The organism is Cellulosimicrobium arenosum (assembly GCF_014837295.1).
Lineage (GTDB): Bacteria > Actinomycetota > Actinomycetes > Actinomycetales > Cellulomonadaceae > Cellulosimicrobium > Cellulosimicrobium arenosum.
Genome location: NZ_JACYHB010000004.1, coordinates 269,256 through 294,794, shown reverse-complemented (window position 1 = coordinate 294,794; position 25,539 = coordinate 269,256). Strand labels below are relative to the sequence as shown.

General features: G+C 73.7%; 15 protein-coding genes. 4 read left to right on the top strand and 11 right to left on the bottom strand.

The window, feature by feature from the left end; genetic code table 11:
* Positions 1-209: 209 nt before the first annotated feature.
* Positions 210-1,244, bottom strand: a complete 1,035-nt coding sequence (locus IF651_RS07540; protein WP_241744235.1) for a Gfo/Idh/MocA family protein — start codon at positions 1,242-1,244, stop codon at positions 210-212.
* 107 nt (positions 1,245-1,351) lie between these two features.
* Here IF651_RS07540 and IF651_RS07535 point away from each other — a divergent pair, with 107 nt between their 5' ends.
* Together IF651_RS07535 and IF651_RS07530 are read left to right on the top strand one after the other, a co-directional pair.
* Positions 1,352-2,143: an ABC transporter ATP-binding protein gene (locus IF651_RS07535; RefSeq protein ID WP_191828463.1), complete on the top strand. Its 792-nt coding sequence runs from the start codon at positions 1,352-1,354 to the stop codon at positions 2,141-2,143.
* Entirely contained in the window at positions 2,140-4,821 is a 2,682-nt protein-coding gene (locus IF651_RS07530) for an FtsX-like permease family protein (RefSeq protein WP_191828462.1), read from the top strand. The genes IF651_RS07535 and IF651_RS07530 overlap by 4 nt, the downstream gene beginning before the upstream one ends.
* Before the next feature lie 93 nt (positions 4,822-4,914).
* Here the strand turns inward: IF651_RS07530 and topA are convergent, their stop codons facing one another.
* The 3 genes from topA to IF651_RS07515 all read right to left on the bottom strand — a co-directional run bounded on the left by topA (position 4,915) and on the right by IF651_RS07515 (position 10,570).
* Positions 4,915-7,737, bottom strand: a complete 2,823-nt coding sequence (gene topA, locus IF651_RS07525; RefSeq protein WP_191828461.1) for a type I DNA topoisomerase — start codon at positions 7,735-7,737, stop codon at positions 4,915-4,917.
* Positions 7,738-7,829: 92 nt separating this feature from the next.
* On the bottom strand, positions 7,830-8,762 hold the full coding sequence (locus IF651_RS07520) for a phosphatase PAP2 family protein (RefSeq protein WP_191828460.1): 933 nt from the start codon (positions 8,760-8,762) through the stop codon (positions 7,830-7,832).
* A 104-nt stretch (positions 8,763-8,866) separates the two neighbouring features.
* Complete coding sequence (locus IF651_RS07515; RefSeq protein ID WP_191828459.1) at positions 8,867-10,570, bottom strand: ABC transporter substrate-binding protein; 1,704 nt, start codon at positions 10,568-10,570, stop codon at positions 8,867-8,869.
* A 109-nt stretch (positions 10,571-10,679) separates the two neighbouring features.
* On the opposite strand from IF651_RS07515, the gene IF651_RS07510 reads away from it, so the two are divergent.
* Positions 10,680-11,411: a TetR/AcrR family transcriptional regulator gene (locus tag IF651_RS07510; RefSeq protein WP_191828458.1), complete on the top strand. Its 732-nt coding sequence runs from the start codon at positions 10,680-10,682 to the stop codon at positions 11,409-11,411.
* Between the two features lie 49 nt (positions 11,412-11,460).
* On the opposite strand, the gene IF651_RS07505 is transcribed toward IF651_RS07510, so the two are convergent.
* The 6 genes from IF651_RS07505 to IF651_RS07480 form a co-directional block, all read right to left on the bottom strand.
* Positions 11,461-15,087: an ATP-binding protein gene (locus tag IF651_RS07505; protein WP_191828457.1), complete on the bottom strand. Its 3,627-nt coding sequence runs from the start codon at positions 15,085-15,087 to the stop codon at positions 11,461-11,463.
* Positions 15,087-15,872: a DUF4194 domain-containing protein gene (locus IF651_RS07500; RefSeq protein ID WP_338403830.1), complete on the bottom strand. Its 786-nt coding sequence runs from the start codon at positions 15,870-15,872 to the stop codon at positions 15,087-15,089. Before IF651_RS07500 ends, IF651_RS07505 begins: the two co-directional genes overlap by 1 nt.
* Entirely contained in the window at positions 15,869-17,470 is a 1,602-nt protein-coding gene (locus IF651_RS07495) for a DUF3375 family protein (protein WP_191828456.1), read from the bottom strand. The genes IF651_RS07500 and IF651_RS07495 overlap by 4 nt, the downstream gene beginning before the upstream one ends.
* 267 nt (positions 17,471-17,737) lie before the next feature.
* On the bottom strand, positions 17,738-19,375 hold the full coding sequence (locus tag IF651_RS07490) for a DUF7059 domain-containing protein (protein ID WP_191828455.1): 1,638 nt from the start codon (positions 19,373-19,375) through the stop codon (positions 17,738-17,740).
* 111 nt (positions 19,376-19,486) lie between these two features.
* On the bottom strand, positions 19,487-20,044 hold the full coding sequence (locus IF651_RS07485; RefSeq protein WP_191828454.1) for a hypothetical protein: 558 nt from the start codon (positions 20,042-20,044) through the stop codon (positions 19,487-19,489).
* A 103-nt stretch (positions 20,045-20,147) separates the two neighbouring features.
* Positions 20,148-20,696 carry a hypothetical protein gene (locus tag IF651_RS07480; protein ID WP_191828453.1) on the bottom strand — a complete coding sequence of 183 codons (549 nt, stop codon included), beginning with the start codon at positions 20,694-20,696 and terminating at the stop codon, positions 20,148-20,150.
* Between the two features lie 190 nt (positions 20,697-20,886).
* Here IF651_RS07480 and IF651_RS07475 point away from each other — a divergent pair, with 190 nt between their 5' ends.
* Complete coding sequence (locus tag IF651_RS07475; protein ID WP_338403829.1) at positions 20,887-23,175, top strand: exo-beta-d-1,3/1,6-glucosidase; 2,289 nt, start codon at positions 20,887-20,889, stop codon at positions 23,173-23,175.
* A gap of 27 nt (positions 23,176-23,202) precedes the next feature.
* On the opposite strand, the gene IF651_RS07470 is transcribed toward IF651_RS07475, so the two are convergent.
* A complete protein-coding gene (locus IF651_RS07470) occupies positions 23,203-25,515 on the bottom strand; it encodes a sodium-translocating pyrophosphatase (RefSeq protein WP_191828452.1) in 2,313 nt (770 codons plus the stop codon).
* Between the last annotated feature and the right edge of the window lie 24 nt (positions 25,516-25,539).

The window sequence follows — 25,539 nt, the reverse complement described above, 5'->3', positions numbered from 1 at the left end:
AACCTCAGTCGGGGGCGATGCCACGCTCCTATCAAGTCACGCCGGCCGGTCCTCCCACCGGGTGTCGACAATTCACATGCAAGCCACGAAGGCAGCCACGCTAAGAGTCAGACACCCCGGTGACAGGACCCAACCACCGCGAAGCGGCACCGTCACCCTGACACTGAGGTCACGCTAGGGAGGGACGGATGCACTCGCACCCAGGCCGGTCACTCACCCGGGTAGACGACCCCCACCTGACGGCGCACCTCGTCGAGCGTGCGCATGACCTCGAGCGTGCCGTCCCAGGACATGCGGGGGCTCTGCGTCTCGCCCGCCTCGACGCGTCGCGCGACCTCCGCGGCCTGGAACTGGAACCCGTCGACGGTCCCGCCGTCGTAGGACCACGACGTGCCGTCGTTGCGGACGACCCGGAACGACGACGGGGAGTAGAAGTCCCCGTCGACCTCGATGCGACCGGCGGTGCCGGAGACCACTGCCGTCGTCGCGGTCCGCGACCACAGCGTGGTGCTCAACGTCGCCTGCACCCCGCCCGGGTACCCGAGGACGATGCTCACCTGCCCGTCCACCCCGGTCTCGGCCAGCGCGCCGACGGCCGTGACGGTCTCGGGCGCTCCCAGCAGGTCGTGCGCGAACGACACCGGGTAGACCCCGAGGTCGAGCAGCGCGCCGCCCGCGAGCCCGGGCGCGTACAGCCGGTGCGCCGGGTCGAGCGGGAACCACTGCCCGTGGTCCGCGGCGACGTGCACGACGTCGCCGATCTCGCCGCGCGCGATCGCGCTGCGCAGCGCGGCGACGTGCGGCAGGTGCCGCGTCCACATCGCCTCCATCACGAACACCCCGGCGTCGCGTGCCGCGTCGAGCACCTCACGGGCCTCGGCCCCGTTGCGCGTGAACGCCTTCTCCACCAGCACGTGCTTGCCGGCCCGGATCGCCAGCAGCGCGTGCTCGCGGTGGTGGGAGTGCGGCGTGGCGACGTAGACCGCGTCGAGCTGCGGGTCGTGCACGAGCGCGTCGTAGCCCCGGTGGGTCGTCGGGATGCCGTGCGCGGTCGCGAAGCGTTCCGCCTTCGCGTCGTCACGGGACCCCACGGCCGCCACACGGCTGCGCGTGTGCCGGCGCACCGCCTCGGCGAACGTGCCCGCGATCCAGCCGGCACCGAGGATCCCCCAGCGCAGCGGCGGGGCCGAGCGCGGGTCGGGCACGACCCCGGACACGTCGGCGGGAAGGTCGGGGACGGGCATGGCGGTGCGGTGCGAGGCGTCGGTCATGCGCACACGCTATCCGCTCCGGCGCACCGCTCACCCGCCCGGATGATGCGCGGCGCCGCGGGACAGGACACGATGTGGCGATGGGCGACCTCGAGGCGCGCGCGAGCGCGCGCGACCTGGTGAAGGTCTACGGCTCCGGCCCGACGGCGGTGCGCGCGCTCGACGGCGTCGACGTCGACTTCGCGCGCGGGGGCCTCACCGCCATCATGGGGCCGTCCGGCTCCGGCAAGTCCACCCTCATGCACTGCATGGCCGGGCTCGACTCCCCCACGTCCGGCACGGTCGTGGTCGACGGCGTCGACATCTCGCGCATGTCGCAGCGGCGCCTGACGGCGCTGCGACGTACGCACATCGGGTTCGTCTTCCAGTCGTACAACCTCGTGCCCACGCTCACCGCGGCGGAGAACATCACGCTCCCGCTCGACATCTCCCGCACGCGCGTCGACCGCGCCTGGTACGACGAGGTGACGGCCGCCGTCGGGCTGCGCGACCGCCTGCACCACCGCCCGTCCGAGCTGTCCGGCGGGCAGCAGCAGCGCGTCGCGTGCGCCCGCGCTCTCGTGTCCCGGCCGTCGATCGTCTTCGCGGACGAGCCCACGGGGAACCTCGACTCGCGGTCTGCCGGGGAGGTGCTCGCGTTCCTGCGGCGATCGGTGGACGAGCTCGGCCAGACGGTCGTCATGGTCACGCACGACCCGCGCGCGGCGTCGTACGCCCACCGCGTCGTCTTCCTCGCCGACGGACGGATCGTCGGCGAGCTCCGCGACCCCACGCAGCAGGAGATCCTCGAGACGCTCGCCGGCTCGGCCGGCGGTGCCGCGGGCGACGGACCCGCCGACGTCGACGTCGACGTGGCAGAGCGGACCGCGTGATCCGGGTCGCGCTGCGCGGGGTGCGCGCGCACCCCGTGCGGTTCGTGCTCTCCGTGCTCGCGGTGACGCTCGGCGTCGCGTTCGTCGTCGGGACGTTCGCCTTCCGCACGATGCTGTCCTCGACGTTCGACGACATCATCGCCACGACCGTCGTCGCGGACGTCTACGTGCGCGGCGCCGAGGAGGTCTCGGGAGACTCCACCGAGGCGGCCGCCGGGGACGTGCAGAACCTCGGTGGCACGCGCACCCCGGTCTCCGCGGACCTCGTGGAGACGATCGAGCAGGTCGACGGCGTGGACCGCGCCGTCCCCGACGTCTCCGGGCCGGCCGTTCTCGTCGACGCCGACGGCGAGGCCGTCGTCACGACCGGGCCGCCCAGCATCGCCTTCGGGATCGACCCGCAGGACCCGAGCCTCGTGCTCACCGACGGCGCGTGGCCCGACGCGGGCGAGATCGTCCTGGAGTCGAGCGCGGCCCGGACCGCGGGGCTGGCGGCGGGCGACGAGACGACGCTCGTGCTCGGCGACGAGCCGCGCCCCGTCACCGTCTCCGGCGTGTTCGCGATCGAGGCGGCCGCGGCGGGCGCGATCCTCGTCGGTCTCGACGACGCGACCGCACGAGAGGTCTACGCGCCGGACGGCGAGGTCGCACAGATCGCGGTGTGGGCGTCAGGACCCGCAGCCGGGGACGCCGGACCTCCCGGCGCCGCCGACGAGGAGGACATCGCGGACCGGGTCGGCGCCGACCTGCCCGACGGAGCCGAAGCCGTCACGGGCCAGCAGGCCCGGGACGAGGCGAGCGAGTCGATCGAGCAGGTCCTCGGGTTCGTGCAGACGTTCCTGCTGATCTTCGCCGCGATCGCGCTCTTCGTGGGCGCGTTCATCATCGCCAACACGTTCCAGATGTCGGTGCGCGAGCGCCTGCGCGAGCTCGCGCTGCTGCGCGCGCTCGGCGCGTCCCCCGGGCAGGTCTTCACGTCGGTGCTGGCGCAGGCGTTCCTCGTGGGGCTCGTGGGCGGGGGCCTCGGGGTGCTCGCCGGCGCCGGTCTCGTGCGTGTCATCCGCTGGGGCCTGGCCCTCGCCGACCTGGAATTCGCGGGACGCGCGCCGCTCGGCGGCGGCCAGGTCGCGCTCGCCCTCGTCCTGGGTGCTGCCGTGAGCGTGCTCGCGGCCGTGCTGCCCGCCCGCCGGGCGGCGGCGATACCCCCCGTCCAGGCGATGCGCGACGACGTCGCCCCGGAGCGCGGGACCCGTACGCGTGCCGTCGGCGGGATCGTCGTCGTCGCGGCGGGGGCGGGAGCTCTCTGGCTCGCCTCGCTTCTCGGGTCGTCGGTCTCGGAGTCCCCGACCGGCTGGACCTGGGCCGACGACCTCAGCCCGCGCGTCCTGCTCGGCGTCGGTGCGGGGCTCGTGCTCGTCGGGGTGCTCGTCGGGTCGCCGGCCGTCGCACGGCCGGTCCTCACCGTGCTCTCCCTGCCGCTCGTGGTGGCGCTGCGGCCGCTCGGACGGCTCGCGCAGGGGAACGTCACGCGGAGCCCTCGCCGCACGGCGAGCACGGCCGGGGCCCTGCTCATCGGCATGGCGCTCGTGTCCGTGACGGGCGTCATCGCGGCGTCCACGCAGGCGTCGGTGCGGAGCATCATCGATACCGAGGTCCGGGCGGACCTGGTCGTGGACTCCGCGACCCGGACCGTGCCCGACGGCGCGGTCGACGCCGTGCGCGACGCGCCCGGGGCGGGGACGGTCGACGCAGTCCGGCTCGGCGTCGCGCCGGCGGCCGTCGTGGACGCCGGCGGCACGGGCACGGCGGGCGAGCCGGACGCCGGATCCGACGGGACGGACGTCGCCGGCGTGCCCGCCGCGTTCTTCGACACGGCGCTCGAGCCCGTCGCCCTCGAGGGGGACCCGACCTCCACGCTCGAGGCAGGGGACGTCGTCGTGCACCGGCGCACCGCGCGCGAACGCGGCTGGGAGGTGGGCGACACCCTGCGGCTCGGGTCCGCGGACTCGTCCGAGGCCGACGGCGGGACGGTGGACGCGACCGTCGGGGCGATCATCGACAGCCAGCTCGTCGGCACCGGCGTCCTCGTGCGCGACGAGGTGTTCGACGACGTCGTGCCCGCATCCCAGACGAGCACGCGGATCGTGTACGTGACCGTCACGCCGGGGACGACCGTCGCCGACCTGCGGGTGTCGCTGACCGACGCGGTCGAGCCGTACCTCGTCGTGACCGTGCTGGACCGCGAGGAGACCGCGTCGGCCTACGCCGACCAGGTGGACCAGGTGCTCGTGATCCTCTACGCGCTGCTCGCGCTGTCCATCGTCATCGCGCTGCTCGGGATCGTGAACACGCTCGCGCTGTCCGTGATCGAGCGCACCCGCGAGATCGGGCTGCTCCGCGCCGTCGGGCTGGGGCGTCTGCAGCTCGCGGGCATCATCGCGGTCGAGTCCGTGCTCACGGCCGTCTACGGGACGGTGCTGGGCGTCGCGACGGGCATCGGGATCGGTGCCGCGCTGCCCGGGGTGCTCGCCGACGAGGGGTTGAGCACCCTCGCCGTGCCCTGGGAACAGGTGCTCGCGATCCTCGGCGTCGCCGTGGTCATCGGCCTCGTCGCGAGCGTGTGGCCGGCCATCCGGGCGTCGCGCCTCCCGGTGCTCGAGGCGGTGACGGTCGACTGACCCGCCGCCGGCCACCACCCACGAGGTAGCACCGCACGTCGCGAGGTCGAGCTCCGTGTGTTCTACCTCGCGACGTGCGGTTCTACCTCGGCGTCACTTCTTCGTCGCTGCCGGCTTCTTCTTCGCTGCCGGCCTCTTTGCTGCCGGCTTCTTCGCCGGCGTGCGCTTCTTGGGGCCCTGCGCGCGCTTCTCAGCGAGCAGCTCGACCGCCTGCTCCGGCGTGATCGACTCGGGCGTGACGTCGCGCGGCAGGGTCCGGTTGGTCTCACCGTCCGTCACGTACTCGCCGAACCGGCCGTCCTTGACCACGATCGGCTTGCCGCTCGTCGGGTCCTCGCCCAGCTCACGCAGCGGCGGGGTCGCGGTGCGGCCGCGGCCGCGCTTGGGCTGCTTGTACAGCTCGACCGCCTCGTCGAGGGTGACGGTGAACAACGACTCCTCGTCGGGCAGGCTGCGTGAGTCCGTCCCCTTCTTCAGGTACGGGCCGTAGCGGCCGTTCTGCGCCGTGATCTCCTCGCCCGACTCGGGGTCCGCCCCGACGACGCGCGGCAGGGAGAGCAGCTTCAGCGCGTCCTCGATCGTGACGGTCTCGAGCGTCATCGTCTTGAGCAGCGACCCGGTGCGCGGCTTGGGCTGGGCGGCCTTCGCCCGCTTCTGGGCGGCCGCCGACAGGCTGGTGTCGATCGGCGGAAGATCGAGCACCTCGGTCACGTACGGGCCGTAGCGGCCTGCGCGCGCGATGATCTGGTTGCCCGAGACGGGGTCGGTACCGAGCACCTTGCCGTCGTCGGCCCCCGCGGCGAGGAGCTCGCGCGCCTTGGCGACCGTCAGCTCGTCGGGCGCGACGTCGTCCGGCACCGAGGCCCGGGGCGGGTTCTCGCCCTCCTTCACCTCGGCGGCGAGGTCCTCGACGTAGGGGCCGTAGCGGCCCACGCGGAGGTTGATGCCCTCGCCGATCGCCACGGAGTTGATCCCGCGCGCGTCGATGTCTCCGAGGTTCTCGACGAGCTCGCGCAGCCCCTCACCCTCGGGCCCCTGCGCCGCGTCGCCGAAGTAGAACCGCGTGAGCCACTCGACGCGGTCGCGACGCCCCGCGGCGATCTCGTCCAGGTCGGCCTCCATGCGGGCCGTGAAGTCGTAGTCGATCAACCGGTCGAAGTGCTCCTCGAGCAGACGCACGACGGCGAACGCCACCCAGCTCGGCACGAGCGCCTGCCCTCGGGAGAGCACGTACCCGCGGTCCTGGATCGTCGAGATCGTCGACGCGTACGTCGACGGCCTCCCGATCCCGAGCTCCTCCAGCGCCTTGACGATGCTCGCCTCGGTATAGCGGGGCGGGGCCGACGTCGAGTGCCCGGCGGCCTCGAGGTCGTCGCCGCGCATCGCGTCACCCTCGGCCATGCGGGGAAGGCGGGTCTCGCCCTTCTCGTCCTTGCCGTCCGACCCGGTCCCCGCGCCGAGCGACTCCTCGGCGTACCGGTCGACGTCCGAGCTCTCCTCGTACGCGGCGAGGAACCCGCGGAACGTGATGACGGTCCCGGACGCCGCGAAGACCGCCTCGGGGGAGGACGAGCCGTCGAGCGGTCCGCCCGACGACTGCGCGGCGGCCCGGACCTGGACCGGGGCCCCGACGCGGACGGACGCCGTCGACCCCTTGGCGTCCGCCATCTGCGACGCCACGGTGCGCTTCCAGATCAGCTCGTAGAGCTTGAACTGGTCGCCGCTGAGCTCCTTGGCGACCTGGGCGGGCGTGCGGAACGAGTCCCCTGCCGGCCGGATCGCCTCGTGGGCCTCCTGGGCCCCCTGGTTCTTCGCGGTGTAGACGCGCGGCTTCCGGGGCACGAAGTCCGCGCCGTACAGCTCGGACGCCTGGGTTCTCGCGGCGTTCGTCGCCTCCGTCGACAACGACGGCGAGTCCGTCCGCATGTAGGTGATGTAGCCGTTCTCGTAGAGCGACTGCGCGGTGCGCATCGACTGGCGCGCCGACATGCGCAGCTTGCGGCTCGCCTCCTGCTGCAACGTCGACGTCGTGAACGGCGCGGCCGGACGGCGCGTGTACGGCTTGGTCTCGAGGCTGCGGACGGCGAACGCAGCGTCCGTCAGACCGCCGACGACCGCGTCCGCCGTGGCGTGGTCGAGACGCACCACGTCGTCGCGACCTGCCGTGCCGACCTTCAGCTGCCCGCGGTCGTCGAAGTCGCGACCGGTGGCGACGCGACGCCCTCCGAGGGAGACGAGGCGCGCGCGGAACGACTGCCCCGCGTCGTCGTGCGCGGTGTCCGCGAGACCGAAGTCGCCGGAGACGTCCCAGTACTCGGCAGCGACGAACGCCATGCGCTCCCGCTCGCGCTCGACGACGAGACGCGTCGCGACCGACTGCACGCGGCCCGCGGACAGGCCCTGGCGGACCTTGCGCCACAGCACCGGCGAGACCTCGTACCCGTACAGGCGGTCGAGGATGCGGCGGGTCTCCTGCGCGTCCACCAGGTTCACGTCGAGGTCGCGGGTGTTCTGCAGGGCGCGCTGGATCGCCTCGCGCGTGATCTCGTGGAAGACCATGCGCTTGACCGGCACCTTGGGCTTCAGCGCCTCGAGGAGGTGCCACGCGATGGCCTCGCCCTCGCGGTCCTCGTCCGTCGCGAGGTAGAGCTCGTCGGCTTCCTTGAGCGCCCGCTTGAGCTCGGCGACCTTCTTCCGCTTGTCGCCGTAGACCTCGTAGTAGGGGTCGAACCCGTTGTCGACGTCGACGGCAAACTTGCCGTACGGCCCCTTCTTCATGTCGGCGGGCAGCTCGGACGGCTGCGGCAGGTCACGGATGTGCCCGACGCTCGCCTCGACCTCGTAGTCGTCGCCGAGATAGCCCTGGATCTTGCGGGCCTTCGCGGGCGACTCGACGATCACGAGCTTGCGTGGCATCCCATCCTGCTTTCGTTCGGTGCGGTCGTCGGCGCGGCCTCCCCGGTGGGGGCGGCGGCTCTCGACGGTACGCCACCCGCGCCTGCGGCACCCTACCGTGCGTGCGACGAGCGGGGCCGAGCGGTTGCCTGGCGCAGCAGCAGCAGCAGCGCGAAGACCCCTGCGCTCACCGCGACGACCCCGGCGACCCCGCCCGCGTAGGCCGTGACCTCCTGGGCGGCCGTCGTGTCCCACGTCGCGGGCGTCGCGCGGAGCGCCAGCAGCGCCACGACGCCGGCGAGCGTGGCCCCCAGCCCGAGGAGAGACGCGACCACGGCGGCGCCCGACGAGGTCCGGCCGACGGGGTCGAGCGCGGACCGCGGCGTGAAGACGAGCACGAGCCCGCCCCAGGCGAGGACGACCAGGACGGCGGCGACGACGTCGCTGGGCCGGTGCCACTGCCCGACGAGGGTCGAGACCCCGGTCAGCACGGTGTACGCACACCCGAGGAGCGCGACGACCGGCCGTGCCGCGCGCGGCACGACGAGCAGCACGGCGACCGCGACGGAGGCCGCCACGGTCGTGTGCCCGCTGGGCAGGGAGTTCTCCGCCGTCCACCCGCCGATCAGGTTCTCCCGGCCGAGGAGAGTGTGCTTGACCAGCTGGGTCGTGATGTTCGCCCCCGCGACGAGGACGACGACCTGCACCGCCAGTCCCCAGCGCCGGCGCACGAGCGCGATGCCCACGGCCGTGCCCAGGCCCGCGACGACGAACGCGACCGACACGATCTCCAGCACCGGGCGAGCGACGCCCCACAGGGTCCCCTGCCCGTTCGCCGCGCCGTCGAACGCGGCGCGGTCGACCATCTGACCGGCGTACGTGTCCACGAAGTAGCGCCACACCATCCACGCGAGGATCGCGGCACCGACCGCCACGAGAGCGGCCGAGAGCCGCGCGGCGGGGTGCGGACCCGGCTCGGGGGCCTCTGGTGGCCTCGGCGCAGAACCCGTCGGCGCCCCCGCGGCCGGAGCGGGTTCGGCGAGCATCCTCCTACGGTAGGCGATCGGAGCGCTCCCGTGGGACGCCTGCCCCCGCTCGTCGGGCGTCGGCCCGCTCGTCAGGTGTCCGCCCACGCGTCAGCCGCGCGTCCTCACGACGTGGGGTCGCTGGGCCGGAGCCGGGTCAGGACCAGGGACGCCGCGGGGTTCGTCGGCTGGGGCGACGCGTAGGGGTCCGCCGCCGACGGGAAGCCCGTGTAGTCCCGCGTGGAGTACTGCGCGGCGTTGGGCCGCCCGAGCAGCGGGATCGTGGGCACCTGGTCGACGTACACCTCCTGGAGGGTCTCCATCGCCTCGGTGCGCTCCGCCGGGTCGGTCGTCGACGCGTAGCGGACGAACGCCTCGTCGGCGCGCTCGTCCTGGAACCTGCCGAAGTTCCACTCGGCGCGCTCTCCCAGCGGTCGCAGGTGCGAGCCGTTCATCTGGCCCGAGTACGTGTCCCACGGTGTCGCGCCCGGATCGGTCCAGTGCATCGAGGCCTGGAAGTCCCCGAGCCCGATCGCCTCGAACCACTCCGCCTCGTCCTGACCCTCGACCGTGGCCTCGATTCCGAGCGGCTCGACGGCGTGGGAGATCAGCTCGAGCTCCCACATGTAGTCCGACCACCCCTCGGGGTTGGTCAGCGTGAACGTCACCGGCTCTCCGTCGTCCGGGTCGAGCAGGACTCCGTCCTCGAGCACGTACCCGGCGTCGGCCAGGACCTGCGCGGCCGCGGCGAGGTCGGGGGTCAGGTCGGCGTCCGCGAACCGAGGAGCGATGTAGTCGTCGCCGGCGGGCTGAGGAAGGCCCGTGGCGTTGCGCAGCGGGCGCCAGACCCCCGACGTGGCGAGCAGGGAGACGTCGTCCCGGTTGACGACCGCGTTGACCGCGCGGCGGACCGCGACGTCGTCGAACGGCGGCACCCGGGTGTTGAGGAAGAGCGCGTCGATCCCCAGGCCCGTCGGCGCGAACTGGTGGTAGTTGTCCGGGTCGGCGGCGATGTAGACCGTGTTGTACTCCGTGATGTACGCCCAGCCCCACTGCACGTCACCCGCCACGTAGGCCGCGGTGATGGCCTCGTTGCCGTCGAACGGGCGGTAGCGCAGCTCGGGCACGGCGAGCTCACCGCCCCAGTAGTCGTCGCGCGCCACGAGCCGCACCTCGTCGGTCGAGAAGCTGTCGAGGACGTACGGGCCGGTCCCGACAGGTTCGAGCAGCGGGTCGTCCTGGAGCGCCTCGGTCACCAGCGCGCCCCACAGGTGCTCCGGGACGACGAGTGCGTTGAGCGGCCGCGTCTGGTTGACGTACTGCCCGCTCGAGAACGAGACGACCACGTCGCCGTCGTCGAGCGTGACGTCCTCGTAGGGCAGCAGCTCGGGGTTGAGCGCCGTGTTCTCCATCCGGATGCGGAACGAGTAGGCCACGTCCTCGGCGCTGAAGGGTTCGCCGTCCGACCAGGTCACACCCTCCCGCGGGACGATGCGCAACCGGGTGTAGTCCTCGTTCCAGGTCCAGCTGCTCGCGAGCCAGGGCATCGGGGGCTCGGTCGGGTCGTTCGCGTTGACCTGCGCGAGCGGCTCGAACACGGCGTAGGCGTACCCGAGCTTCTGTGCGGCCGAGCCGCTGTCGAACGGGTTGTTGTCCTCCTCCTCGACGGTGTTCGGCATGCCGACGGTGAGGGGCGGGCGATGCTCTCGGACCACGGGCTCGTCGTCACCCGCGCCGGAGCAGGCCGTGACGAGAGCGGCCACGAGGACGACGGCGAGCGTGCCGGCACCTCTGCGGCGTCCGCCGCCGGGGAGTGGACGGGAGCTCACGGTGCCTCCTTGCACGGGACGTCGGCGTGGAGAACCCACGACGGACCAGATTCAAGCACCATTACTTACTCGTTAGTAAGAGAAAAGAGATCACAGTATGGTTACTCCCATGACTGACGTCTCGCCGCGTACGGCGACCGCCGCCGGACCCGACGCCTCCGACGCAGCGGCGCCGACGGCTCCCGCCCGCCGGGTCCGGCGCCCTCGAGCATCGACCCTGGCGCGCCGCGAGGAGATCCTGCGGTCCGCCATGCGCGTGTTCGGGTCCAAGGGCTACCACCAGGGTTCGCTCGCCGACGTCGCCGAGCAGGTAGGCATCACCCACGCAGGAGTCCTGCACCACTTCGGCTCCAAGGACCGGCTGCTGACCGAGGTGCTCAAGTTCCGCGACGAGGCCGACGTCGAGCACCTGGAGGGTCAGCACATCCCCGGTGGCCTCGACCTGTTCCGACACCTCGTGCGGACCGCGGAGATCAACTCCGCACGACCCGGGATCGTCCAGGCCTACACCGTGCTGACCGGCGAGTCCGTCACCGACGGTCACCCCGCGAGCGCCTGGGTCACCGAGCGCTTCTCGGTGCTGCGCGCCGAGATCGCCGAGGCGCTGCACGAGGTGATCGCCGACCGCAAGCAGTCCGGTGACCTCGACGCGGACCTCGAGATCAGCGACGAGGCGGTCGACCGCGCGGCGTCGTCGATCATCGGCGTCATGGACGGCCTGCAGATCCAGTGGCTGCTCGACCCGGAGGCCGTCGACCTCGCGGGCGCCACGGCGTTCTCGATCGAGGCGATCCTGGCCTCGACGTTCGCCGGCGAGCGCCGTCCCCGCCCGCTCGCCTGACCGACCGCGCCCTCTGCGACCGCGGTGCGCACCTGACTCGCGTCTCGCGCTACCGCGGCACCACCGCTGCCGAAGGCTGCCCGTCCCTGACCTCCCGGCCGTCGCGGTACGCGTCGATCGAGAGCGTGCGCAACCGCGACGACCGACCGGCCGGGTTGTCGACGAACCCCACGGCCGAGATGTACGGCTCGATGACGTGGATCTTCTGCAGCGGCGTGACGATGAGCAGCTGCAGGCCGAGCCGGCGGAACAGCTCGAGCGCGAACCGCGTCGACTCGTCCGACCCCCGTCCGAACGCCTCGTCGATCACGACGAACCGGAACGCCGTCGAGCGCACCGCGCCCCAGTCGAGCTTGAACTGGTAGGCGAGCGACGCCGCGAGGATCGTGTAGGCGAGCTTCTCCTTCTGCCCGCCGGACTTGCCGCCGGAGTCGGAGTAGTGCTCGTGCTCGGAGTCGTCGGCACGCGAGCGCTCGGACGCGGACAGCACGAACCAGTTGCGCACGTCCGTGACCCGGCGGCGCCATGCCTCGTCGAGGTCGGTCGTGCCCTCGCGACCGCGGAACCGCTCGACGAGCGCCTTGACGCGCAGGAACCGGTCCTCGGAGTACGACAGCGCCCCGCTCCCCTCGGCCAGCGCGCCGTCGCCCTCGGCGAGGGCGCGGTCCTCCTCGGCGAGGATGCCGTCGCCGTCGGTGCACGCGCGCAGGTCCTGCTGGAACTCGCGGACCTCGACGTTCGGCGTGCGCGACACCTCGAGCCGGATGTACCGACCGGGGTTGTAGTCGATCGCGCGCAGCGAGTCGTTGATCGTGTCGATGCGGTCCCGGATGAGGTCGGCCTGCTTGGCGAGCTCCGCGGCGAACCCGGCGATGTCCCGGATCGCGTTGGTGTTGAGGTACGCCTTGAAGTCGGCCTCGAAGCGCGGCAGGTCGTCGCGCACGAGCCGGTCGTGGATCTCGCGGTACCCGTCGGCGGAGCGCACGTCGGCGTCGAGCTCCGCCGTCTCCACGGGGTACGCGGAGCGGAACCCCGCCATCTGCCCCGCGACCCGCGTGCCGAGGTCCGCGCGCTCGCGCTGCGCCTGCTCCGCCTCGGCCGTGAGCCGGTTGCGCACGGCGCTCTCGACCGCGTCCAGGTCGGCGGTCCGCGGCCGAGCGGCGGCGGCACCGCCCGCGCCGTCCCCGCCGTCCGCCGCGAGCTCACGGTCGAACTCGGCTGCGAGGGCCGCCGTCGTCTCCTCGTCGAGCGCCTGGCCCGCGCCGTCGAGCACGGACCGCGCGCGGTCGCGGGCGGACCGGGCCTCGTCCAGCGCGTGGCGGTCGGCGCCCAGGGTCGCGACCACGCTGTCCCGCTCGGCCTCGAGCTCGCGCTGGTGGCGCGCGTTCTGCGCGAGCCGGCCGGCGATGCGTCCGAGCTCGTCGCTCGCCTGCTCGAGACGGTGCTTCTCGTCCTCGAGCTCCGCGATGCGCGTCGACTCGGCCTGCCGGTCGAGCTCGTCCCAATGGCGAAAGACGTCCATCCGTCCGAGTGCCTCGGCGCGACCGCCCAGCTCCGCCCGGCGCGCGGCGGCGGCGTCCCGACGGCGCGCGAGCGCGTCCCGCCGCGACGTGACCTCGGCAGCCTGCTCGAGCAGCGCGTCGACCTTGGCCTGCGTGGTCCAGCCGAGCACGTAGCCGCGACGGTCGTCGACGGCGCGCACGTCGTTCTTCTCGTGGTGGTCCGGCGAGTGCTTGACCTGGCCCGAGCGCGTGACGGCGCGCGGCAGGCGCCGGAACGCGGCGAGGTCGGCGGCGCACGCGTGGTCGCCGCGTCGCTCGAGCTCGGCCTCGACCCACGCCGTGAGCGCGGGCGCGGCGTCGACCCGGCGGACGTCGAGCAGGTCCGCGAGCAGGAGCGCACCGTCGGGGCGTGCGGCACGCCGGGGCGCACCGACCCGCTCGGGGACGCGGTGGTAGACGAGCCGCAGGCCGAGGTGCTCGCGGTCGACCCACGCCGCGACGGCGTCGTAGTGCTCCTCCGGGACCAGCAGCGACAGCGCGAACCCGCGCAGCACGCGCTCGGCCGCGCCCTCCCACTCCGCGTGCTCGGCGCGGACGGCGAGCAGCTCTCCCACGAACGGCAGGTCCCCCGACCTGAGCCCGACGCCGGCACACAGCCGGTCCCGCAGGTCCAGGTGGGTGCGGGGCAGGTTCGAGCGGCGGTCGGCGAGGCTCGCGAGCTCGGCCTTGACCTCGGCCGTCTCCTGCTCGACGACGCGCAGCAGCGCCGCGACCTCCGCCGCGTCCTCCTCGGCCGCGGTCAGCTCGTCGCGCAAGCCCGACGCCGCGGCGTCGGCCTCGCGGCGCAGCGCGGCGAACGCGTCGGCGTCCACGAGGGCGTCCGCGACGACCCGTGCCCGCTCGCCCCCGTCGCCGAACGCGGCGTCGCCTCCCGATCCGGCGGCCGGAAGGGACGTAGACCGGGGTTCGGCAGCGGAGGGCGCGCCGAACGACAGCCCGGCCTGCGCGGCGTAGCCCGCGAGCTGGGCGACGCGGCGCTCGCGTGCAGCCCGCTCGATCTCGCGCCGCGCGATCTCGCCCTCGATCGCCGCGAGCCGGTCGCCGCCGTGGCCCGCGCGCTCGAGCTCGAGCCGCTGCCGCTCGGAGCCGAGCTCCGTCAGCGCCGACGACACCCGGTCGCGTCGTGCGTCACCGCCGGCGACGCGCTCGTCGAGGGCGCCGATGAGACCCTCGAGGTCCGCCACGCGACGCGACGCCGTGAACGCGCGCAGGGCGTCGCGCCGTGTCGTGATCGCGTCGGCGCGCCGGCCCAGCTCGTCGTGCGCGTCGCAGTCCGCGAGCAGCGGCGCGAGCCGGTCGATCTGCGCGGTCGCGCGGACGACCGCGTCGTGCGCCGACGTGAGGTCGTCGAAGTGCGCGACGAGCCGGTCCGTCCACCGGTCCGCGTCGAACGGCTCGAGCATGTGCTCGCGCACGAACTCCCCGAGGTCGCCGACGGACTTCATCGACACCGTCTGGTGGAACAGGTCCATCGCCTGCTCGGACGCGATCCCGAGCAGTCGGCGGAAGTCGCGCCCGTACTCGGGAAAGTGGTCGCGCACCTGCGCCCCGGCGTCGCGCAGCCGGCGCCGCAGCGCCGCGACGTCGCCCCCGAACCCGGCGAAGTCCTCGGTGATCGTCAGCGGCCGGTCGGTCGTGACGAAGAACCGGTCCGGCTGTCCCGACTGGCCGGGCGCGAGCCAGAACACCTGCGCGAGCGTCACCTGCTGGTCGAACCCGCGGTTCGCGAACCGCCCGAGGACGACCGAGTAGGTGCCACGCTCGCGCAGCCCGACGTGGCGCGTCGTGCCGGTCGCGACGTCGCGCTCCGACTTGTAGTGCCCCGCGACGTAGGACCGCAGCGACCGCTCGCGCGCGCCGGCGCCCGCGGCCTTGTTGTAGGAGATGCGGTGCGACGGCACGAGGAGCGTGGTCACGGCGTCGACGATCGTCGACTTGCCCGACCCGATGTCCCCGGTCAGCAGCGCGTTGCGCCCGTCGAGGTCGAACGCCCACACGCGCTCGTCGAAGGTGCCCCAGTTGAGCACCTCGAGGCGCTCGAGCCGGAACCCCGCGCGCGCGTCGAGGTCGGCCGCCGGGTCGTGCAGCTCCACCGGGCTGAACAGGCCCTCCATCACGCCACCGTCCCTGCGCTCGTCGTCCTGTCCGCGCTGCCCGTCCCGTCGGTCGGTGCCGCGGCGACCTCGAGGTACTGCGCGAGCCGCGCGTCGAGGTCGGCGAGCCACTGCGCGTCGACGAACGCCTTGAGGATGCGCCGCACCTCGAACCGCCGGGCGTCCGGCGGCCCGTCGCCGCCGCTCCCGTCGCCCGCACCGACCACCCTGCCCGGGTCGTCCGGCTCGACGCCGCCACCGCCGTCGGGCAGCGCGGCCCGGCCCGCGGGCCGCAGGAAGCCCAGCTCGACGACGCGCCGCACGAGCGCGTCGACGCGGTCCACGAGGCGGGCCTCGTTCGCCGCGGCGCCCGCGTCCTGGGCCAGGAACACACGCAGCATGTCGACGATCTCCGCGCGCGTCACGACGAGGCGGGTGTCGCCGCCCTCGGAGTCGGACTGCGCGAGGCGCTTGCGCAGCAGCGCGAGCAGCAGGCTCACGTCGAACGGCAGCTCGCGGCGCGGGATCAGGCGCGGCACGCGCTCGTCGCGCTCGTGCTCGGGCTGCGAGCGCAAATAGGCGTACCCGTCGCCCTCGTCGACGACGAGCTCCAGGCCGAGCATCGCGACGGCGTCGCGCACCTGGGGCTCGAGCGCGAGCAGGTCGCGCCACGTCTGGGGACCCGACTCGCGGTACACGACCCCCTTGAGCAGCGTCGTCACGACGACGGACAGCTCGGTGCGAGCGGTGGCCGCCGTCACCGATGTCGTCGCCGTCGTGGTCGCCGTCGTCGCCGATCTGGTCACGCTGTCTCCTCGGGGCTGCGGGTGTCTTCCAGGACGGGGCCACCCGGTGCCGGCCTCGTCGCGAACGTCACGCGCGGGAGTCGCGCGACGCGCACGACCGGGTCGGGGGCGGCGATCTCGTCCGGCGGGGCATCGGCGTGCCCGACGGCGGGTGGACCGTCCCCGAGCCAGCGCACCTCGTCGGTCGCCTCCTCGTCGTGCACGACGACGAAGCGCGGGTCGTCGAGCGACAGGTACGTCACGAGCTCCGCGAGGCCGTGCTCGAGGGGCGCGTCGCGCACGACGTCGCCGAGCGAGACCGCGGCCGTGCCCCGTCCGAGGGACACGAGCGCGTGGCGCACCGTGCGCGCGAGGCGCTCCGGGTCGACGTGGACCTGGTCGTACAGCGCGGCGACCTCGAAGTCCTCGTCGCCCTCCTCGACGTGGTCGGAGTCGACGCGTGCGCTCGGCCGCGGCGCGAACAGGGGCCGCTCGGTGGGGAGCACGACCTCGGGCGCCACCGCGTCGATCGCCATGCCGGGCGGCGTGGCCGCCCCCGGAGCGGCGGCCACGTCCCGCGCGGCGAGCGCCTTCGCCTCGACGCCCCGCAGGATGTCCATGACACGCCGGTTCTCGAGCCAGACCTGGTCGTCGAGGAAGCGGCGCAGCTGCTCGGACAGCGTGCGGACCGTGGCCTGGGTCCGTTCACCGGCGTCGAGCCAGTCGTAGTGGATGCGCCGCAGCCGACGGTGCTCCGGCGCGGGGCGCGGGTCGTCGGTGCTGATCGCGTCGAGCGCCTGGACCTGGTCGACGAGCGCGGCGAACTCCTCCTGGCGCCGCCTGTCGAGCAGGAAGTCGTAGAACGCGTGGAACGACCGACCCTGGTCGGACTCCGCGATCGCGCTGCGCGAGCGCACGACCTCCTCGAGCAGCTCGCCCTTGGCGCCGTCCCAGCCCGTGATGCGCTCGCGCAGCCCGCGGTCGAGGGTGCGGAAGTTCGCCTCGACCTCGCGGAAGTCGGACAGCAGGTCCGCGGCGGTCTGCGAGAGCTGCTGGTACCGGTCGCGCTGCGCGGCGGCGTCGAGCACGTCGACCCGACCGGCCCGCACCTGCGCGATCTCCTCGTCGATGCGCGACCGGCGCTCCTCCAGCTCGCGCAGGCGCTCGGCCGGGTCCGTCTGGGTGCCGACCGCGAGCTGGCGCAGGAGCTCGAACACGGTGTTGAGCCGGGACTCCGTACCGACGAACGCCCGGCCGCGCAGCGTCGCGACCCAGCGCACGGCCTGCTCGACGGCGGGTGTCGCGTCGTAGTGCGGCTCTGCGGACCCGGGCGGGTACCACGCGCGCAGCCACCCCTGCTCGGGGTGTGCCCAGTGGTCGACGTACGCCTGCGGTGTGCGGGGGTAGCGCGCCTCCGCCCCGAGCGTGCCCGCGGACCGGTGGATCGCGAAGAGGTGGTCGTCGAGCCGCGCGACGAGCTCGGTCTCCGGGATCGCCCGCACGTTCTCCTCGACGAACAGCGTGCCGAGGAACGACAGGACGAGGGGGGCCGTGTCCGCCCGCAGCAACCGCCACGCCGCGCTCGACCGACGCAGGGTCTCGACGTCGTCGTGCAGCACGCAGGTCCTCTCGGGTGGTTCGGGCTGTCCGGTCGGGCGGGTGCGGGCAGGTGTGGGCAGGTGTGGGCAGGAGTGGGCATGGCCCGGTCACGCCGGGGCGCGCGGACGATCCTAGGCCGGATCGCCGACACCGGTGCCGAGCGGCGCGCTGAGGCCCCCTGCCGAGGACCAAGTTCCCTGTCCGGCACCAGGCACACGATCCGCCGAACACGACCTGAGGGTCGCGAAAGGCTCGGAGACGACCTTCAGGACGTGCTCGACGAGGGGTCAGGTCGTGGTCGGCGTCAGGAAGCCGTCGCGGGTCAGTGCGCGGAGCTCGGGGAGGAGCTCTGTCGCGAGGTCTGTGGCCGGGACCTCGAGCAGCACAGCGATCGCGCCTACGAGCTGTCCGACCGTGAGCTCGCCGTCGCTCGCGCCGACCAGGGCGGCGAGCCCGGTCGTGGCCTGCACGGCGCGACCGAGCCCGTCGCCCTGGCGCAGCAGCACGACCGACGGGTCCGGCTCGCCCGGGGTGTGGAACCGCTCCTCGGTGACGTCCGCGGCGACCGAGAGCCGTTCGTCCGCGAGCGCCGCGTCGTCGCGGGCCGCGAGCCAGTCGTGCGCGGCGAGCGAGGCGGCAAGGTGGGCGCCGAGCGGCTGGCGGACCGACCCGGTGTGCTCCTCGAGCCGGCGCAGCGTCGGGCTCCCGGAGAGCGGACGGCGCAGCGTGACGATGCCGAACCCGACCGCCTCGACGTCGCGCGCAGCGAAGTCGTCGAGCCAGGCCCCGTAGGCCGCGTCCCACGCGGCGGGCTCGCGGTCCGGCGTGGTGCCGCCGTCCCGCAACCACGTCTCCGCGTACTCCGCCGGGTCCAGGACCTCGCGCTGGACCACCCAGGCGTCGAGGCCCGCGGCGTCGAGCCAGGACCCGACGCGCTCGGCCCACGGCTCGCCGCGACGGTGCTCCCAGTTGCCGAGGAGCTGGGCGACGCCGCCGGGAGCGAGGACGGCGCCGACCCCGGTGACCAGGTCGCGCACGAGGTCGTCGCCTGCCCGGCCACCGTCGCGGTACTCGTACGAGGGGATCGTGCCGGCGGCCCCGGAACCCCGCGCAGCCTGCGGCGTGATGACGAACGGCGGGTTGGACACGACGAGGTCGAACGCGTCGTCCACGACCGGCTCGAGCATCGACCCGAGCCGCAGGTCGATGCGCGCGGAAGGACCGCTGACCTCGACGCCGTCGAGCGCGGCGTTGAACGCGGCGAACCGCAGCGCCCGCGCGGAGATGTCGGTCGCCACGACGTGGTGCGCGTGCCGGGCGGCGTGCAGCGCCTGGATCCCGCACCCCGTGCCCAGGTCGAGCGCACGGCCCACGGGCGAGCGCATCGTGACCTGCGCGAGCGTGAGGGAGGCACCGCCCGCGCCGAGGACGTGGTCTCCCGCGAGGCGCCGTCCGGTCGCGAGCTCGCCCAGGTCGGAGGCGAGCCACCGATGTACCGCTCCGGTGGCGACGCCCGCGTCCGTCGCGTCGTACGGACTCAGGTCGACGAGCGCACGGACCGCGTCGTCGGGTTCGTGACCCGCCGCCGCGACGAGGCCGAGCCGCACGGCCCCGTCGGTCGTCGTACCGGGCAGGGCCGCGTCGAGGGCGTGGCGCGGGACCTGTCCGCCCAGCAGGAACAGGCGCGCGAGGACCGCCGCGGCCTCGTGCCGTCCCGCGAGGGACCTGCGCGCCGGGACCGCCTGCTCGCGGTGCAGCGCCGCCGCGGCGACGGGCCCGAGGAGGGACTCGACGCCGTCGGCCGTGAAGTCGGCGGCCTGGAGGTCGGCGCGGAGCGCGGACACGGCGGACCCGAGCGTGGCGGGGTCGAGCCGCGCCCCCGGGGCGGGGCCGACGGGTGCGGGACCGTGGGTGTCGGCAGGCATGGGCCCTATCCTCGCGGATGAGGGAGCCCCGGACGCGCCGAACCCCGGTGCACGTGGTCCGAGCTGGTCGGGCTCGTGCGCCGGGGTGCGGTCAGAGGGTCGGTCGGCGGATCAGCAGTTCTGTCCGCCGTAGGTCGCGACGTTCGTCAGGGCCGAGGTGAACTCCTCGCTCGAGAGCTCGCCCATCGCGTCCGTCAGTCCGTCGGTGTCGGCGTTCTCCGGGTCGCCCGCGGCCGCCTGGAACTCGTCGTTGAAGGTGCTGAAGGACTCCGTCAGGTAGTCCCAGTCGCTCGAGAGCTCGGCCGGGGGCTCCGCCGCCTCGAACGCCGTGGTGACGTCCTGGAAGGCCGTCGCGGCGGCCTCGGGGTCGCTCGGGTCGATGCTGCCCATGCTGCTGATCTCGTCGATGGCGCCGCAGACGTCGCTCGAGGCGCCCTCGGCGGACTCCTCGGTGCCGTCCGTGCCGTCCGTGCCGTCCGTGCCCGTCGTCTCCTGCTCCTCCGCGGCGGGGTCGGAGTCCTCCTCGGACGGCGTGGCGTCCTCGGCGGTGGTGGTCGCGGTCGCGTCGTCGGAGGGCTCGTCGCTGCTGCACGCAGCGAGCCCGAGCGTCAGGACCGAGGCCGTCGCCAGGGCGGCCAGCGTGCGGGTGGTGGCGAATCGGGTGCGCATGCGTCCATCGTCGCCCGCTCGCTCGTCCGAGGCGACCGGCAGCCCCCCGACCGGGGACATCTCCCCATGTGACGAGGCGCACAGCGGCACCTCGCGTCCGGCGTCAGCCGGGAGGAGCGGCCGCTCCGCAGCCCGCCTGCAGGTAGGCCGTCACGCGCTCCGACGCCGCGGCGAGCGCTCCGGTGTCGACGTGCCGCCCCGCCCTGTCGATCGCCCGGACGAGGTCCGCACGGTCCTCGGGCCCGGTGGCCTCGACGGCGTCGGCGATGACGGTCAGCGACGAGCGGACCACCGCCCAGTCCGCGACGACGTCGGGCGGCGGCGTGGCCTCGGCGAGAGCGTCGCGAGCCGTCACGAAGCCGGTCACGAGGTCCCGCGGGTGCTCGACGCTGAGGTCCACCTGGGCCCGGGCAGCGGCGTTCCACGACTCCTGGGCGGCCGCGCACGCCTCGTCGTCACGCGCGGTGCCGCTCTCCGGGCCGGCGGCCGCGCCGGGTGCCGACGGTGCGGGTTGCTCGGTGACCGCGACCCCGACCAGCCCGGTCCCGGCGGGCGCCACGTCGAACGCGCCGCCGACCGCCGTGGCCGCGCACAGACCCCCGACCGTGACGAGGACCGACCCTCGGGCAACGGTGCGGACGGCGGCGCGCATGCGCCCCATCATCGCGTATCCCGACGCTGCTCCGCGGCGCACGCGTCCAGACTTACTGACCGGTCATAAAGTTGTCTATAGTGGCGGTGCCGCGTCCGTCGCGCGCACGGTGCCGAGCCCGGATCGGATCGGTTCGAGCCGGCCGCCGGTCGCGCCGACCCGCCACCGATGCCGAGATGAGGACCGCCCCGTGAGCACCCTGCCCTACCTCGACCCTGCGCTGCCCGTGGAGGCCCGCGTGGAGGACCTGATCGGGCGGATGACGCTCCCCGAGAAGGTCGGGCAGATGCTCCAGCTCGACGCGCGGGACGGCGTCGGGCCGCTCGTCGAGGACAAGCACGTCGGCTCGCTGCTGCACGCCTCCCCGGAGAACGTGCTCGAGGCCCACCGGCTCACGGACGCCACCCGGCTGCGCATCCCGCTCCTCGTCGCCGAGGACTGCATCCACGGGCACTCGTTCTGGGTGGGAGCCACGATCTTCCCCACGCAGCTGGGCATGGCGGCCACCTGGGACCCGGACCTGGTCGAGCGCGTCGCGCGCGCCACCGCGGTCGAGGTCGCCGCGACCGGTATCCACTGGACCTTCTCCCCCGTCCTGTGCATCGCGCGCGACCTGCGCTGGGGCCGGGTCGACGAGACGTTCGGCGAGGACCCGTACCTGATCGGCGAGCTCGCGTCCGCGATGGTCCGCGGCTACCAGGGCGGCGGCCCGGGCGACCCGACCGGGATCCTTGCGACGGCGAAGCACTTCGCCGGGTACTCCGAGACGCAGGGCGGACGGGACGCCAGCGAGGCCGACATCTCCCGGCGCAAGCTCCGGTCGTGGTTCCTGCCGCCGTTCGAGCGGGTCGCACGCGAGGGGTGCGCGACGTTCATGCTGGGCTACCAGTCGATGGACGGCGTGCCCGTCACCGTGAACGGATGGCTGCTCGACGAGGTCCTGCGCGGCGAGTGGGGCTACACGGGCACGCTCGTGACCGACTGGGACAACGTGGGTCGCATGGTGTGGGAGCAGCACATCCAGCCCGACCACGTGCACGCCGCCGCCGCCGCGATCCGCGCCGGCAACGACGTGGTCATGACGACGCCCCAGTTCTTCGACGGCGCGCTCGAGGCCGTCGCGCGCGGCCTCGTGGAGGAGTCCGCGGTCGACGCCGCGGTGCGTCGCATCCTCACGCTCAAGGTCTCGCTCGGGCTCTTCGAGGACCCGCGCCGCCCGGACGTCGCACGACAGGAGGCCGTCATCGCGTCGGCGGGGCACACGGCCGTGAACCTCGACGTCGCACGCCGTTCCCTGGTGCTCCTGACCAACGACGGGACCCTCCCGCTCGGGGGCGACCTCGTCCCCGGCCCGGACGGTCGCGCCGTGGCCGCCGACGGGTCGCTCCCGCGCACGATCGCGGTCGTCGGGCCGAACGCCGACGACGACCACTCCCAGCTCGGCGACTGGGCCGGCGCGTCCGGCCAGGCGGACTGGCTGCCCGACGGCCACCCGCGGGAGATGACCACGACGGTCCTCGACGGGCTTCGCGAGCACGCACCCACCGGCTGGACCGTGACCCACGCGCGCGGCGCCGACGTCCTGACCTCGATCCCCGACCCGGCGGGCGAGACCTTCCCCGACGGCCAGCCGCGCCCGCACCTCGTGGTGCCCGCCGCTCCCGACGACGCGCTGATCGCCGAGGCCGTCGCCGCGGCACGGGACGCGGACTACGCCGTCGCCGTCGTCGGCGACCGGATCGAGCTCGTGGGAGAGGGCAGGTCGACCGCCACGCTCGAGCTGGTCGGCGGGCAGGTCGCGCTGCTCGACGCGCTGGCGGAGACGGGGACGCCGCTCGTCGTCGTCGTGATCGCGTCCAAGCCGCTCGTCCTGCCGGCGTCGGCCCGCGACGCCGCAGCGATCGTGTGGGCCGCGAACCCGGGCATGCGCGGAGGCCAGGCCGTCGCCGAGCTCGTCCTGGGCCTGATCGAGCCGACCGGTCGCCTGCCCATCTCGTTCGCCGAGCACGCGGGTCAGCAGCCCACGTACTACAACCAGGTCCGTGGTCAGCACGGTGACCACTACGCCGACCTCACGCAGCGCAGCGCGTTCGCGTTCGGCGAGGGCCTGAGCTACACCACGGTCGAGTACACGGACCTGGTGCTCGACGCGGAGGTCGTCGGTGTCGAGGACGTGCTGCGCGCCCGGGTGACGGTGCGCAACACCGGTGCACGTCCCGCGCGCGAGACCGTGCAGGTGTACGTGAGCGACCTCGTGACGTCGGTGACGTGGGCGGACCAGGAGATCAAGGCGTACCGCCAGGTCGACGTCGCGGCGGGCGGGTCCGTCACGGTGGACCTGGAGCTGCCCGTCGCGGACTGCACGCTCGTGGACGCCGCCGGGCGCCGCGTCGTCGAGCCGGGCGACTTCGAGCTCCGCGTCGGGCCGTCCTCGCGCGCCGAGGCGCTGCTGCGCGCTCGGTTCACCGTCAAGAGCTGACGCCGGCCGCGGCCGGCACCCGCACGGTCAGGCGCCGCTGGGCACCCGCTCCGGTTCGAGCGCCTCCTCGCGGTCCACGCGCGCGGCGCGCAGCCGGGACGCGATGACGGCGCCGAACGCGATCGCGGCAGCGGCCACCGCGATGGCGATGCGCAGCGCGGTGTTCGCGTCCGCGGGCACGCTCAGCATGACCACGGCCGGAGCGATGAGCAGCGAGACGAGGTTCATGACCTTGATGAGCGGGTTGATCGCCGGCCCGGCCGTGTCCTTGAAGGGATCGCCCACCGTGTCGCCGATGACAACCGCGGCGTGCGCCTCGGATCCCTTTCCGCCGTACGCGCCGTCCTCGACGATCTTCTTCGCGTTGTCCCAGGCCCCGCCGGAGTTCGCCAGGAACACGGCCATGAGGACGCCCGCGGCGATCGCACCGGCGAGGAAGCCGGCGAGCGGCCCGACGCCGAGCCCGAACCCGACGGCGATCGGGGCGAAGGCCGCGAGCAGACCCGGCGTCACGAGCTCACGCAGCGAGTCCCGGGTGCAGATGTCCACGACCTTGCCGTACTCGGGCCGCTCCTGGTACGTCATGATCCCGGGGTGCTCGCGGAACTGGCGACGCACCTCGAAGACGATCGCGCCCGCCGCGCGGGTCACGGCGTCGATCGCGAGACCCGAGAACAGGAACACGGTCGCCGCACCCAGGATCACGCCGACGAGCGTGACGGGCGAGATGATCGAGTAGTCGAGCATCGACGTGACGAGACCGCCGCCGACCTCCCGCACGTCCTCCAGCGCGTGGTTCACCGCGTCCGCGTAGGAGCCGAACAGCGCGGTCGCCGCCAGGACGGCCGTCGTGATCGCGATGCCCTTGGTGATCGCCTTCGTCGTGTTGCCGACCGCGTCGAGGTCCGTGAGGATCTGCGCCGCCTCCTCGTCCAGGTCGCCCGACTCGCCGACCGACATCTCGTAGATGCCCTGCGCGTTGTCCGACACCGGCCCGAACGTGTCCATCGCGACGATCACGCCGACGGTGGTCAGCAGCCCGCACCCGGCGAGCGCCACGAGGAACAGCGCGAGCCACACGGACCCGCCCGCGAGGAGGAACAGCCCGCAGATCGCGGCGGCGATCACGCCGGCCGTGTAGACCGCGGACTCGAACCCGACCCCGATGCCGGACAGGACGACGGTGGCCGCACCGGTGCGGGACGTCGCCGCGACGTGGAGGGTGGGCTTCGACGTCGTGCCCGTGAAGTAGCCCGTGATCCACAGGATGATGCCCGCGAGGACGATGCCGATGACGACCGCGAGGCTCGCGACGACACGCGGGTCCGCGGCGATGCCGGACAGCTCGCCGAGCTCCGCCGTGCCGTCCATCGCGCCGAACGACGACGGCAGGTAGACGAACGCGGCGATCGCCGCGAGGACGGCGCCGACGAGCGCGGAGAGGTAGAAGCCGCGGTAGATGGCCTTGAGCCCGTTCTCCTGGCCGCGCACGCGCGTGATGAACACCCCGAGCACCGCGACGAGCGCCCCGAGCGCCGTGACGATCAGGGGGAAGACGAGGCCTTCCTCGCCCATCGCGGCCTTGCCGAGGATGAGCGCCGCGACGAGCGTGACGGCGTAGGACTCGAACAGGTCTGCGGCCATGCCGGCGCAGTCGCCCACGTTGTCGCCGACGTTGTCCGCGATCGTCGCGGCGTTGCGCGCGTCGTCCTCGGGGATGCCCACCTCGACCTTGCCGACGAGGTCCGCGCCGACGTCGGCCGCCTTGGTGAAGATGCCACCGCCGACGCGCATGAACATGGCGAGCAGCGCCGCCCCGAACCCGAAGCCCTCGAGCACCGCGGGCGCGTCGCCCTTGTAGATCAGCACGACCCCGGCGGCGCCGAGCAGGCCCAGCCCGACGACCGACATGCCCACGACGCCGCCCGTGCGGAACGCGATGCGCGCGCCCTCGGTCCGCCCGCCCGGCCGGGTCGCGGCCGACGCGACGCGCACGTTCGCGCGCACCGCGAGCCACATGCCCAGGTACCCGATCGCCGCGGAGAAGACCGCGCCCAGGAGGAACGCGACGGACCGGCCCACGCGCACGCCGCCGTCGCCCGGGAGCAGGAACAGGAGCAGGAACACCGCGCCCGCGAACAGCGCGAGCGTGCGGAACTGCCGGCTCAGATAGGCCGCGGCGCCCTCCTGCACGGCCTGCGCGACGTCGCGCATCGCGGCGTTGCCCTCCTTCGCCGCGAGGACCTGCTTGCGCAGGACCAGGGCGAACAGGAGCGAGACGATCGCGATCGCGGCGATCACGCCGACGATCGTGAGACTTTCGGTACCGAGCGTGGGCATCCGTCCTCCTTGACGACTGCGGCC